The following is a 13,392-nucleotide window of genomic DNA, read 5'->3' as shown; positions in this document are numbered from 1 at the left end:
GGAGCTCCGCCCATGACCTGCTCTTTCCACCGCCTGTTGCCGGCAGCGATCCTGCTGGCCCTGCCGTCGCTGGCCGCAGCCACCGACGCGAGCGACGTCCTCACCCCCAAGCTGGCATACACCGGCGAAGCGGCTGCCACGCTCGATGGTGGCAAGCGAAGCGGCACGGCCTATGCCGGCCAGCTGATGTTCGGTGCCGACGTGGACCTGGACGCCGCGTTCGGCTGGCGGGGCGCGACGATCAAGGCCTACGGCATCAACCGCCACGGCACCAACCTCGCCAACAGCAGCACGGGCAACAGCACCTCGGTGCAGGAGATCTACGGTGGCCAGGGAACGCGCCTGGCCAACCTGACGCTCGAGCAGAAACTGCTCAACGACCGGCTGGTGCTGGAAGCAGGGCGAAGCGTCGCCAACATCCATCATCTCGGTTCGGAGTTGTGCCAGTACTTCCAGGGCAACTCGGCCTGCGGCAACCCGACCTACGTATTCCGTACCAGCAGCTTCACCTGGTGGCCGGTATCGAGCTGGATGGCTGATGCCACGGCATGGGTGACGCCGGATGTCTACGTACGCGTGGGCGCGTACCAGGTCGACCCGAGCCAAGCCGAAGATGGCCAGCACGGACTGAAATGGAGCACGAACCAGGCCACCGGCTGGATCGTGCCCTACACGATCGGCTGGCGCAGCCCGGCGTCGGCGCGCTTGAAGGCCCGCTACGAACTGGGTGGCTGGCAGGACAACTCGACCTACCGCGACCCGCTGCGCGATGCCAACGGCATGCCGGCGCTGCTCAGTGGCCAGGAATACGCGACACGTCACGGTCGCTCCGGTGCATTCGCCCGCTTCGAGCAGCAGCTCACCAGCGATGGCAGCGACCGTGGCCTGACCCTTTTCGGCGCCGCGCTCAAGGGTACCTCCGGCCAGTTGATAGAGGATCACTTCCTGCAGGCCGGGCTGGTGCAGAAAGGTACGTTCGCCAGCCGGCCGCAGGACAGCATCGCCTTCGTCGTGACCCAGCAGAAGTACAGCAGCATCGCGCTGGAGAACCTGCGCCTTGCCCGTGCCGCAGCGGGCGGCAGCGGCACCCCGCACGGGAGCCAGGTGATGATGGAACTGAGCTATGGCATCCAGGTCACCCCGCAGCTGCGGGTCGCGCCGAACCTGCACTACATCGTGCATCCGGACCAGTTCAACGAACCCGCACGCCAGCATGATCTGCCGAATGCGCTGATCGCCGGCCTGCGGGTCGATTGGAGTCTGTAGGAGAATCCGTTTTCGTCCACGCGATTGCCGCTCAACGGCTCATCAAGTCTCGAAGTGGGCTTTCAGCCAGTCGTCGACACCCTCCAGTTTCACGCCAATGCTGGCATTGAACGTCCCGTCCAGGCTCCAGGAGACGCCCCTGCCCTGGGCGAAGGCAGCACGGTACTTCCTGATCATGTTTGATGGGTCACTGGCAAGCTCCTCCATCAGCTGGGGAACGCTCCACACGATCAGCTTGAAAGGAACACCGAACCTTTCCTCAAGGATGGCGGGCAGCTGCTCATAACGGACCGTGTCTCCCGCAAGATAGACGATCTCGTTTCGAAGGGGGGGCGAGTGGAAGACGATCTGTGCAGTCATTGCACCGATGTCCTCCGGTGTGGTCAGCGTAACCGCATTGGAGGCTGTGCCAAGTGCATTGACCTTTCTGCCGGGAAGATCGATGACGCCAAACTCCGGCTCGAAGAGGTAGCTGGTGAACATGCCGGTGGAAATGACCACCCAGTCCATTTCGGCCTGTGAGCGGAGATAGTCGCGTACATCCAGCTGGGCGTCGAAAAGATCCTGTGGCCCGCCGCGTCCGATGGCGTCAAAGTCGACCCCGAATTGCCAAGGGAAGTACCTGGTAATGCCCGACTTCGCGGCGGCGCGCGCTACCTTCATGGGAGTGTCGCGGCCAGCGGCGTAACCGGCGCAGCCGATGACCGTGTCATAACCGGAAAATAGATCAGCCAGCTCATCGACCGTGGCAGTGACCAGGTCGCCAGGAACAAGGGCCACTCCCAGCGAGCGGATCTGGTCAATGACCGTACGCTTGTCCGGTAGTGTGGATTCAATCGACGCAGGCCTCAGCATCACGCTGATGGTTGCGTCATGCACAACCGCGAGCTGGGCCAGGTTGCGGATGACGGGCATTCCGAGTTCGCCGGCACCCAGGACCAGGATTGAGCGGGAAACAATCGGGGGAGACATTGAAACCACCATCAGTGTGTACGATGGCGGCGATTCTGCGCCCCTCCCTAGTTGCCACGTAAGAAGGCACACCGATGATACCGACCGCACCGTTCATGAGCACCGATGAGCTTCTGCGACATTCACAATCGATATGCGACGGCATGAGTGCGGACGACGACGGTCTGCGCCGCGAGGTGCTCGCGCATGCCGGCAGCCGCTGGTCGCTGGGCATCATTCACGCCCTGGGGGTCTACGGAACACTGCGTCACGCCGATGTGGCGCGGCGGATGAAGGGAGTCACGCAGCGTATGCTGACGCGTACCCTGCGTCAGCTTGAAAGGGACGGACTGATCCATAGGCAGGATTTCCGTGAGGTTCCGCCGCGCGTGGAGTACACCATCACTCCGCTGGGCAGGGAGCTGCTGGTTCTTATGATCCCGATGTGGACCTGGGTAGTGGGACACGCCGAGGAATTCCGCCGCTGCCGGGAGAATTTCGACGCGCACCAAGGCCCTCCCCCTGACTGACCAGGCCTGCATCCGGTGCATCCAGGCGCTCCCGCCAGCCGTATGTAGGATGCCCGCGCTGTGCGGGCATCCTACCGAGGAACGCACCGTGAACGCTCTTCAGCGCATCGCCGCCGCAGTCAGCTTCGTCGTACTCGTCTCAGCCGCTTCCGCCAGCTTCGCCGCAGATACCGTGATGGTTGGCGGGGCCGAGATGTACCCGACCAGGACCATCGTTGAAAACGCTGTGAACTCCAGGGATCACACCACTCTGGTGGCAGCGGTCAAGGCCGCGGGCCTGGTCGACACGCTCAATGGCGCCGGTCCCTTTACCGTCTTCGCACCCACCAATGCCGCCTTCAACAAGCTTCCAGCAGGCACGGTCGATGCACTGGTCAAGCCTGAAAACAAGGCACAGCTCACCCGGATCCTCACCTACCACGTGGTCCCAGGACGCTTCAGTTCCGCCCAGCTCCTGGCCGATGCCAGGAAGCACGGTGGAAAAGCCACGCTGAAGACTGTGCAAGGCGAGCCGCTTACCGTGGCACTTCATGACGGCATGTTGTGGGTGATCGACGCCAAGGGCGGCAAAGCAGGTATCAGCATCGCCGACGTCAACCAATCCAACGGCGTCATCCACGTTGTTGATGCTGTGCTGATGCCGAAGTAGTGGCACGCCCTGCCGCTCCGGCCAGCAGCATGACGTAGCGGACGAGGACCCGGGCACAGGCCCGGCTCCTCCCTTCACTGAAGCGCCTGGGCCAGTTCGAGTACATCCGCCGGGAACGTCGCGTAGTCATCCAATGGCGCGCGATGGGTGTCGCGTCGGTGGATGAGGCGCACGGCAACCACCCGCTGTTGCGGAACGATGACCAGGTGCTGGCCCAGGTAGCCATTGGCGGCGTAGGCAACGGTTGGGCCGCGTTGGATGTCGAACATGTCGGAGAGCTTGAGTCCACGACCGGTGATCTCGCTGCCATAGTGCTGCGGCCAGTCCGCCCCAAGTCGCTCGGCCATGTACGCAATCAATGCACTCCTGCTGTCGAATGCCCTGCCCCCGGTTGCCAGCAATGCCTGCTGGACCGGGGCGCTGACTTCATGCTGCGCCAGGAAGCCGGCCATCTGGCCTTTCAGCTCATAACGCTCCCATGCTGGAATGCGCCACCACAGGAGACCAACATCCGGCGAGCGGGCACTTGCTCCAGTCAGCAGCGCCACAGACCGTTCGCTCAGCACGCGCGTACCCGCCGGGGTGACGCCGCCATCAAGCAGCAGCTGTCCGATGGTCGCCAGATCGCGGGCGCTCAGCGACAATCCGGCCATGCCCAAGGGCGTGCCCGCATCGTCCTTCAACCACGTATATCGGGCAATGCCCAGCGGTTTGAACAGGCGCGCCTCAAGGTAGGCATCCATCGGTTCCCCTGCCAGACGCTCGACAATGCCGGGCAGCAGATTGGTAGCCTTGTTGTTGTAGGAGAACGTGGTGCCTGGATCGCGGCTCAGCTCTGCCGCCAGCGCAAGCTTGACCAGGTCCGGCGCAGCTTCCAGCTCTTCCCCCGCGTTGGCCACGTTCTGCAGGCCAGAGGTATGGTCCAGCAGCATGCGTACCGTGATGTCCCTTTTCCGCCCCTGCTTCCACTCCGCGAAGATGTTGCTTACCGGCTCGTCGATCGAGGCCAGTTTTCCCTCGTCCAGCAGAAGCACGATGGCCAGCGCCACCACCGACTTGGTGGCCGACATGAGGTGAATCGGCTCCTCGCCCGTCCCTGGTTGGGGCTCCAGCAGTGTTTTTCCATCCTTCCAGACAAGTACCGCGTCGGAATGCGCGGCACGGGCATTGTGTTCGATTGTCGCGACGGCGTCGGCCGTGGTGGTCGTGGTGGCCAGTACAGGGACGGCCAGCATCAAGGCCGCGAAGCTGGACAGCCATCGTGCAGTTTTCATGGGCATCTCCTACGGTGAATGCCTGGTTACATTGACTACAGGTGTAGTCACGGCCGAGTGCCTGAAGTCATGCCCGACCACATGGCAGCATCATCACGTCGCCACCCGCATGGCCCCCGCAGCCCGCCAGGGGAACACGCGAAGTCGATGGCCCTTGCCGCCGGCCTGCGTTCTGATCGCTCCAATCCGGCGGGGCAGCCGTACGTCGAGCGCTACACCGCCCGATTTCGTTTCGCACTGCAGCAAATGCGGCGTGTCAAACAGCACTTCTGATCGCTCAACTGTCTGATTTCCCGAGCTTCTGGTCATCCATCGTTCATTCTGATTGACAGCGTTGTCAGGTGGCACTTACAAGAGCCCAGGTCCGGCGCACGGCGCGGGAACGTCCAGACATCATCTATGGGGAGAGAGGGACCCTATGACCGGCCATTTCAGGAAGAGCACACTCGCACAGGCAGTCCTTGCCACCATCGTCACCGCCACTGCGGCGCTGCCGGTCGCGGCGCAATCAGCCAAGGAAAGCAGTTCCACCGCCACCAGCGAGGCACGGGAGGCCTCGACGTTGGACGCCGTCATCGTCACTGTCGAACGCCGGGAACAGGACCTGCAGAAATATGCAGGTACCGCCCAGGCAATTTCCGCGGACGATACGCGTGCGCTGGGCATCAACAATGAGCTGCGCAACATCCAAGCCCTGGTGCCAGGCATGAGCATGGCCAACCAGGAAGGCAACCTGGAGATCTTCATCCGCGGCGTGGGTTCTTCGAACAACACCGAGCTGGGTGATCCGGGCGCCGCGCCCCACATCAACGGGGCCTACATTGCACGACCGCGCGGTCTGGGCGGCATGTTCTACGATGTCGAGCGGGTGGAAATCAACAAGGGCCCGCAGGGCACGCTGCGCGGCCGCAATGCGCTGGCCGGCACGCTGAACATCATCACCAAGCGCCCTGACCTGGAAGCCTTCGGCGGGTACGTTCAGGCCGAGGCCGGCAATCGTGACCATCGCGGTGGCGAATTCGCCCTGAATCTTCCGATCGGCGGTGGCGCGGCCTTCCGGGTGGCTGGCTACAAGGTGGAGAAAGACTCTCCGTTCAAGAATGCTGGGCGCGCGCAGGACCTGGAACCGGCTGGCGTGCAGGACGACCGGGGCGCACGCCTGTCGTTCCTCTACCAGCCGGATGACAAGCTGTCGATCTTCGCCATGGCCGACATCGGCAAGGAAGGCGGTACGGGCTATCCAGGCGCCAACGTCTACACCGCCGCCAAGGCCGGCTACCTGCCGGACGATGTCGACCTGCGAAAGATCATCTACCGCGGCGCGCAGGGCAAGCTCGACAGCACCAACTGGGGGGCGCAGACCAGCATTTCCTATGACTTCGGCAAGGTGGCGGTGGAGTACAACGGCAGCTACCGCAACGTGGACTACCGCCAGACCAATGCGCAGAGCGAAGGCATCCTCTGGCCGGGCCGCAACATCGATCCGGTATCACCCAGCAACCCGGGCGGCATCGACTACGACAACTACTCCACGCAGTATTGGCTGACCGAGTCGGAGTCGCAGGTACATGAGCTGCGGTTCACGTCCGACCAGGACGAACGGCTGCGCTGGACCACCGGCCTGTTCCACTTCAATGAGGACCAGCGGGTGGGCTACCTTTCGCTGGTGGACAAAGGGCGCTGGTATTCGGGCACTGAATTCACCATGCCCAAGGTCAATGGCAAGTCATCCGCCGTTTTCGCCGACGGTACATTCGACGTCAACGATCGCCTGCGCCTGAAGGGCGGCCTGCGCTACTCCGAGGAGAAGAAGTCGCGTTACGGCATTGGCGGCAACTGGTCGCTGGGCCTGCCTGGCCAGGGCGGGGACTTTGCCACGCGCCTCGGCACGCCCGGCTTCGAGCCGGCTTTCATGAGCCGTCCGAACTTTGACGTCAGCAACATCACCTCGCAGGCGGAGATGGCCCGCTTCCTGCTGCAGGGTGTGCTGCGACATGGTCGCAACGACACCTTGCTGCAGCAGATCGGCGCGGTGCCCGATGGCGGCCCATTCGGTTGCGTGGATCGCCCCGACATCGGTGGCGATACCGTCGATTGCCCGTACCAGAGCTGGGCCCAGGTCAGCGCGATTCCGGCCCAGCAGTTCGGCAAGAGCAAGTTCAGCTTTACCGACTGGCGCGCGGGTTTCGAGTACGACGTGAGCGATGACAGCCTGCTGTACGGACTGGTGTCGACCGGCCACAAAGCGGGGGGCTTCAACGACACGTTTGATCCGAAGGAGATTCCTGAGACCTTCAAGCCCGAATCGATCATTGCCTACGAAATCGGCAGCAAGAACTCCTTCCAGATGCTGGGTCGCACCTCGACCTTCAACGTCAGCGGGTTCTATTACGACTACAGCGACCAGGTGTTCCAGGACCTGGCGGTGATCGCCACCAACCCGACCACCGGTGAAGCGACCGGCTATGCCCTGGTCAACCGCAACGTCGGCAAGTCCGCGGTGTACGGCCTGGAGGCGGAAAGCACCTTGCGCTTTCCGCACAATTTCATGGTCAACATCAACGCGCTCTGGATGGACAGCGAGATCAAGCGTGGCACCGTCGCCGATGTCCGCAGCCAGAACTACGACGCCGGTGGTGCCACCTCGCTGATCGACCTGTCCGGCAACGAACTGCCGCTGGCGTCGAAGCTTACCTTCAACGTAAGGCTGCAGCATACGACCGAGCTGCGCTTTGGCACCTTCGACTGGCAGTTGCTGGCCTCGTACCGCTCGGCCTTCTACCTCACCCAGTACAACAACCGGGACGTGGAGTTCATCCGACAGGATCCAGCCAGTGGTGAGCTGGTCCATGACCGTACCGAAAGCGCCGCTGCGGCCGGCTTCCCTGACCGCCAGAAGGGCGAGACCACCTTGAACGCGGGCATCGGCTTCACCTCACTGAGCGGCAACTGGCGCGTGGAGGCCTGGGGCAACAATCTGCTGGGCAACGACGTCTCGCAGAAGGCCCTGGTGGGTTCCGGCATCAACGTCCGCTTCCTGAACGACCCGCGCAGCTACGGCCTGCGCCTGCGTTACCAGTTCTGAGCAACGCTGCCTTGAAGGAGGGCCGGTTTCGCCGGCCCTCCGCGCGCAATCACCACGTCCTGCCCTGTGCGGCAACGCACGGGGCGTCGTCCTGCCCGTGATGACACGAGAATCATGAAACACACAACCCGCTGGTCGCAGTTCGGTGTACTCATCACCGTCTTTTTCTTCTGGGGTTTCGTCGCTGCAAGCAACGGCATCCTCATTCCGGTGTTCAAGAAAGCGTTCCATCTCAGCCAAGCACAGAGCATGTACGTGGCGATGGCCTTCTACGTTGCCTACACCGCCGGTTCGCTGATCTACATCGCCATCTCCCGCGCCATCGGCAACGACCTGCTGCATCGGGTGGGCTATCGCAACGGCATCTGCCTTGGCCTGCTGGTGTCGGCGCTCGGTGCCCTGCTCTTCTATCCGGCGGCCAATACCGGCTCGTTTGCACTGATGCTGTCCGGCCTGTTCATCGTGGGCCTGGGATTCTCGCTCCAGCAGATCGCAGCCAATACGCTGGCGGTGATCATGGGTGATCCGGCCACCGGATCGCAGCGCCTGACCATGGCCGGCGGTGTCAACAACCTGGGCGCAACGGTAGGCCCACTGCTGGTGAGCATTGCCATCTTTGGCAGCGTGTCAGCGGGCAACACAGAGGCGAGCATCGAGAGCGTAAAGATCCCATACCTGGTGCTGGGCGTCGCCTTCGTACTGGTCGCCGTGCTGCTGCGGTTCTCGAGCGTGCCCAATCATGTCGAGCTGCGCGCCACGGTCCCCGCAGGTGCGACCGGGACGAATCACCAGGCAGATCGCGGATCTGCGCTCTCCTACCCGCAACTGGCGATGGGCATGATCGCGATCTTCCTCTACGTCGGCGTGGAGGTGTCGACCATCGACAATCTTCCAGCCTACCTTGAGCAACCCTTGAGCAAGGGTGGGCTGGGCCTGGAAACCTCGGTGATCGCCCCGTTCGTCTCGCTGTACTGGGCCAGCCTGATGATCGGCCGCTGGTGTGGTGCCGCCGAAGCGTTCGACGTGCGCGCAGGCGCGCAGAAGCTGCTGATGCTGGTGCTGCCGTTCATTGCATTTGCCATCTACCTTGCCGTCAACGCGATCTCTGGCCACAACTCCGCACAGTTCCTCCACTACGCGCCGGTGATCGTCCTGATGATCATCGCGACCCTGGCCAGCAAGGGCAATCCATCGCGCATGCTGCTGTACTTTGCCGTGTGTGGCATTGCGGCGCAGCTGGTCGGCATGTTCACCACCGGAATGACCAGTGTGATTGCCTTCATCAGTGTCGGGCTGTTCTGCAGCACGATGTGGCCCTGCATTTTCACCCTGGCCATCACGGGCCTGGGCCGCCACACCAACCAGGCAAGCAGCCTGCTGATCATGATGATCATGGGCGGCGGCATCGTCAGTTGGGCGCAGGGGGCACTGGCCGACAAGGTCGGCGTGCACTACAGCTTCATCATTGGCGTACTGTGTTTCTGCTATCTGGCGTTCTACGCGTGGGCGGCCGGCCGTACGCTGCGTCGCCAGGGCGTAGACCTGGAGCGATTGGCCACCGAAGGCGGCCACTGAGCCGCACGCCCTGCTCTGCCAGCATGGCGCGCCGGCTGCGCCGGCGCGCCATCGGACCTGCGCTCAATCGTGACGGGCGGGCCCCGTGGATCGCCGGACCTTCAGGGCGTAAGCAATATCGACCACGCCACCGCTGCCGAGCTCGCGCACTTCCTTGATCAGCTCCATGGCCGCGCGCCGGCCCATCTCGCGGGTGGGCTGGCAGACCGTGGTCAATGCCGGATAGATCTGACGGGCGATCGGCGTGTCATCGAAACCGCAGACCGAGATATCGGCTGGCACCGACAGGCCGTGTTCAAACACCGCACAGATGACGCCTGCCGCCATATCGTCGTTGGCGGCGAAGATGGCGGTCGGTCGATCAGGCCGAGCAAGCAGCGCGTTGGCGCCGATGTAGCCGGATTCGTATGAGAACTCGCCTTCCAGGACCAGGCTGGGGTCGTAGCGCAAGCCTGCCCTGCGCAGGCCTTCGCGATAGCCTGCCAGGCGCCACATGCTTGCGCCATGCGCGGCGTGTCCCTTGATATGGGCGATACGGGTATGGCCCAGCGAGGCCAGGTGTGCGATCAGCGCTACCACCGCGCCGATTTCATCCACGACGACGCCCACGTTCCGGTTCTGCTCCTTCGCCGAAATGCTGGAATACGGGATGCCGAGGTCGACCAGGCGTTCCAGCAGGGCGGTGTCGTCTGTCAGCGGCGGCGTCAGCACCACCCCGTCGAGCTGCGACTGCATGATCAATGACTCGACCTTTTCCACGATATCGGCCGCGTCGTAGATCAGCGGAGCGAGCATCAGGTTGTAGTGCTGTTCCATGCACGCGTCCAGCACCCCCATCTCGATCTCCATCAGATAGTTCGAGGAGGGATTATCGAAGAGCATCGCAATGAGGTAGGAACGCCGGCCAGCAAGGACCCGTGCCGAGGGCAAGGGGCGGTAGCGCAGTTTTTCTACCGCCGCGTCCACCCGGGCCCGGGTGCTCTTGGAGACGTTCGGTTCGTTGTTGAGCACCCGCGAGACGGTCTTCATCGAGACACCGGCCGTTGCCGCGACATCCTCGATCCGCACGCGTCCCGGCCTGCCTGCGAGCACCTGCTCAGCTCCCGGCATCCCCCGCCCTCTGCCCGTCATAGCCTCACCATCTTTGCCTGAATCCTGCACCACGGGATGTGGATGCAGATGCAACTTTATCCTCAAAACCCATGCCGCTGTGCAGCAAGCATTCGTCCCACGGGCTGGGTATGCTCGGTTTTGACTGACAACGCTGTCAGGTTGCTTTCCGGCCGCCGAGCCCACCCAAGCCACCCTTCCGAGATGATTGTTCCGATGAACGTCCGTCATTCCGATCGTGCGAAGCGCAACCCCGTGTTCCATCCCCACCGCCTGATGCTGGCTGCGGCGCTTGCCATGGCCCTGGTACCTGCGTCCGGTGCGGCCCCTGCCGCGGTGAACGACGCAGGTACCATCACTCCCGCGCACTGGCCCAGGGCAACCTGGCCGCTGGCCAACGATCCGGCCATGGAACGACGCATCGGCGCGCTGATCGCATCAATGACGCTGGAAGAAAAGGTCGGCCAGATCGTGCAGGGTGATATCGCCAGCATCACGCCCGATGACGTGCGCAGATATCGATTGGGTTCAATACTGGCAGGCGGCGCATCCGACCCAGGTGGCCGCTACAACGCAAAGCCCGCCGAATGGCTTGCGCTGGCCGACGCGTTCTGGGAAGCGTCGATGGACACGCGCAACGGTGGCAAGGCCATTCCCATCGTCTGGGGCATTGATGCGATGCATGGCCAGAGCAACGTGGTGGGTGCCACTCTGTTCCCGCACAACATCGGCCTGGGCGCAGCGCGCAACCCGGAACTGCTGCGCGAGATCGCAAGGATCACCGCGGCCGAAACCCGCGTGACCGGCATGGAATGGACCTTCGCACCGACCGTGGCCGTCCCGCAGGATGACCGCTGGGGGCGCACGTACGAGGGCTACTCGGAAGATCCGGCACTGGTGGCCAGCTATGCAGGGGCCTTCGTCGAAGGCCTGCAGGGCAAGGCGGGGGCTGCGGACTTCCTCGACGACCACCACGTGATGACCACGGTCAAGCATTTCCTCGGCGATGGCGGCACGGGCAACGGCAAGGACCAGGGCAACACCACGGTCAGCGAGGCCGAATTGCGTGACATCCATGCCGCAGGATACCTGCCGGCGATCAATGCGGGCGCGCAGTCGGTGATGGCGTCGTTCAACAGCTTCCATGGCGAGAAGATGCACGGGCACAAGCCACTGTTGACCGATGTGCTGAAGGGCCGGATGGGCTTCGGCGGCTTCGTGGTCGGTGACTGGAACGGCCATGGCCAGATCAAGGGCTGCAGCAACACCGACTGCGCGATGACCTACGTCGCCGGCCTGGACATGGCCATGGCACCGGACAGCTGGAAGGGGATGTATGAAAGCACGCTGGCCCACGTGAAGGACGGCAGCTTGCCGGAGGCGCGGCTGGACGATGCCGTTCGCCGCATCCTGCGGGTGAAGATGCGCATGGGCCTGTTCGACAAACCCAAGCCCTCCGAGCGCGCATTGGGCGGCAAGTTCGAGCTGCTCGGGGCGCCGGCGCATCGCCAGGTGGCGCGGCAGGCCGTGCGTGAATCGCTGGTGCTGCTCAAGAACCAGAACCAGCTGCTGCCACTCTCGCCGAAACAGCGCGTACTGGTTGCCGGCGATGGCGCCAACGACATGAGCCGTCAGGCGGGCGGCTGGACGCTCAGCTGGCAGGGCGATGGCACGCGTCGCGAGGACTTCCCGAATGCGGAAACGATCTGGGAAGGTCTGCAGGCACAGGTCAAGTCGGGAGGCGGCCAGGCGGAACTGGCCATCGATGGCCGTTACCGCAATCGCCCCGATGTAGCCATCGTGGTGTTCGGCGAAGATCCCTACGCCGAATTTCAGGGCGACTTGCCCAACCTGATGTTCAAGAACGGCAAGTCCGGAGACCTGGAGCTGATGCGACGCCTGAAGGCAGACGGCATTCCGGTCGTGGGGGTGTTCCTGAGCGGGCGCCCGCTGTGGCTGAACCGCGAAATCAACGCCGCCGATGCCTTCGTGGCTGCGTGGCTGCCGGGCTCGGAAGGTGGGGGCGTGGCCGATGTGTTGCTGCGCGGGGGCGATGGGCGCGTACAACACGACTTCCGCGGAAAGCTGAGCTACTCCTGGCCACGCCGCGCCAACCAGTACGAGAACAACGTGGGGCAGAAGGACTACGACCCGCAGTTCGCCTTCGGATACGGCCTGACCTATGCCGACAAGGGAAATCTGCCTGCGCTTTCCGAAGACCCCGGCATTGATCCGGACGCCGCGGGTAGCGGCACCCTGTTCGAGCGTGGTGTAGCCGGCACCGGCCTGATGCTTCGCCTGACTGCCGCCAATGGCGAATCGACCGATGTCGTGCATCCCAATGCAACCACTGCCGACCAGTCACTGGCGATGGTCGCGATCAACACCGATGTGCAGGAGGGCGCACGCCAGTTCAGTTTCCGGGCGCCGGCCACGGTGGCGTTGCAGGCCAGTACTCCGCTGGACTGGTCGCGCGAGACCAACGGCGAGCTCTCCGTGGTAGCGACCGTGCGTGTCGAACAGCTCCCGGCGGAATCCGCAGTGACACTGGGTACCGTCTGCGGGGCGGCGTGTGCTGCCGAGGTTGCGCTGGGCCCTGCGCTGTCGGCAGCGCCGCGGAATGAGTGGGTCAGGTTGGGCGTTCCCCTCAAGTGCCTGGCCAAGGCCGGGGCAGACATGAGCCGCTTGAGCGTACCGTTCGCACTGCGCGCCGGAAAGGGCACAACGCTTGCGATCACATCGGTCGTACTGGGCACGGAGTTCGATCGCAAGGTGGAGTGCGCGACGCAGTAGGCGCCGTGTTGAATGCCTTGGCGCGGCCGTCACGGAACGCGCCGCGCCAGGGCATTCGCTGGGCAGCCGGCACGGTATGATGCCGCAACCCCGGCACTTGCACTGATCGCAGCGGGCGCCTGCACGCCGATCACGTACGCCGGAGAACCGGCGGCGGGG

9 protein-coding genes are annotated in these 13,392 nt (G+C 63.7%); 6 read left to right on the top strand and 3 right to left on the bottom strand.

Translation table 11 applies throughout. From position 1 onward, the window contains the following. Window positions 1–12: 12 nt before the first annotated feature. Complete coding sequence (locus AC5P88_RS13080; protein WP_495225238.1) at window positions 13–1,266, top strand: carbohydrate porin; 1,254 nt, start codon at window positions 13–15, stop codon at window positions 1,264–1,266. A 42-nt stretch (window positions 1,267–1,308) separates the two neighbouring features. On the opposite strand, the gene AC5P88_RS13075 is transcribed toward AC5P88_RS13080, so the two are convergent. Next, a complete protein-coding gene (locus AC5P88_RS13075) occupies window positions 1,309–2,238 on the bottom strand; it encodes an aromatic alcohol reductase (RefSeq protein WP_495225237.1) in 930 nt (309 codons plus the stop codon). A 95-nt stretch (window positions 2,239–2,333) separates the two neighbouring features. On the opposite strand from AC5P88_RS13075, the gene AC5P88_RS13070 reads away from it, so the two are divergent. Both AC5P88_RS13070 and AC5P88_RS13065 read left to right on the top strand, forming a co-directional pair. Then, on the top strand, window positions 2,334–2,747 hold the full coding sequence (locus tag AC5P88_RS13070) for a winged helix-turn-helix transcriptional regulator (RefSeq protein WP_286073598.1): 414 nt from the start codon (window positions 2,334–2,336) through the stop codon (window positions 2,745–2,747). Between the two features lie 49 nt (window positions 2,748–2,796). Then, a complete protein-coding gene (locus AC5P88_RS13065; protein WP_495225236.1) occupies window positions 2,797–3,396 on the top strand; it encodes a fasciclin domain-containing protein in 600 nt (199 codons plus the stop codon). Between the two features lie 74 nt (window positions 3,397–3,470). Here AC5P88_RS13065 and AC5P88_RS13060 read toward each other — a convergent pair whose 3' ends face one another. Beyond that, window positions 3,471–4,670, bottom strand: a complete 1,200-nt coding sequence (locus tag AC5P88_RS13060; RefSeq protein ID WP_495225235.1) for a serine hydrolase domain-containing protein — start codon at window positions 4,668–4,670, stop codon at window positions 3,471–3,473. Between the two features lie 418 nt (window positions 4,671–5,088). Between AC5P88_RS13060 and AC5P88_RS13055 the strand changes: the two genes are divergently transcribed. Both AC5P88_RS13055 and AC5P88_RS13050 read left to right on the top strand, forming a co-directional pair. Next, entirely contained in the window at window positions 5,089–7,755 is a 2,667-nt protein-coding gene (locus AC5P88_RS13055) for a TonB-dependent receptor (protein ID WP_111111687.1), read from the top strand. 114 nt (window positions 7,756–7,869) lie between these two features. Continuing rightward, a complete protein-coding gene (locus AC5P88_RS13050) occupies window positions 7,870–9,330 on the top strand; it encodes an MFS transporter (protein ID WP_495225234.1) in 1,461 nt (486 codons plus the stop codon). A 63-nt stretch (window positions 9,331–9,393) separates the two neighbouring features. On the opposite strand, the gene AC5P88_RS13045 is transcribed toward AC5P88_RS13050, so the two are convergent. Further along, window positions 9,394–10,440 (bottom strand): LacI family DNA-binding transcriptional regulator, encoded by a 1,047-nt coding sequence (locus AC5P88_RS13045; RefSeq protein ID WP_111203256.1) that lies wholly within the window; start codon window positions 10,438–10,440, stop codon window positions 9,394–9,396. A 216-nt stretch (window positions 10,441–10,656) separates the two neighbouring features. On the opposite strand from AC5P88_RS13045, the gene AC5P88_RS13040 reads away from it, so the two are divergent. Continuing rightward, complete coding sequence (locus tag AC5P88_RS13040) at window positions 10,657–13,233, top strand: glycoside hydrolase family 3 protein (protein ID WP_495225233.1); 2,577 nt, start codon at window positions 10,657–10,659, stop codon at window positions 13,231–13,233. The last annotated feature ends 159 nt before the right edge of the window (window positions 13,234–13,392 follow it).

This window comes from Stenotrophomonas sp. YJH_SMC_8, from assembly GCF_059371315.1.
Note: the sequence above shows the minus strand (reverse complement) of the source record. Positions and strands in the feature narration are given on the sequence as shown.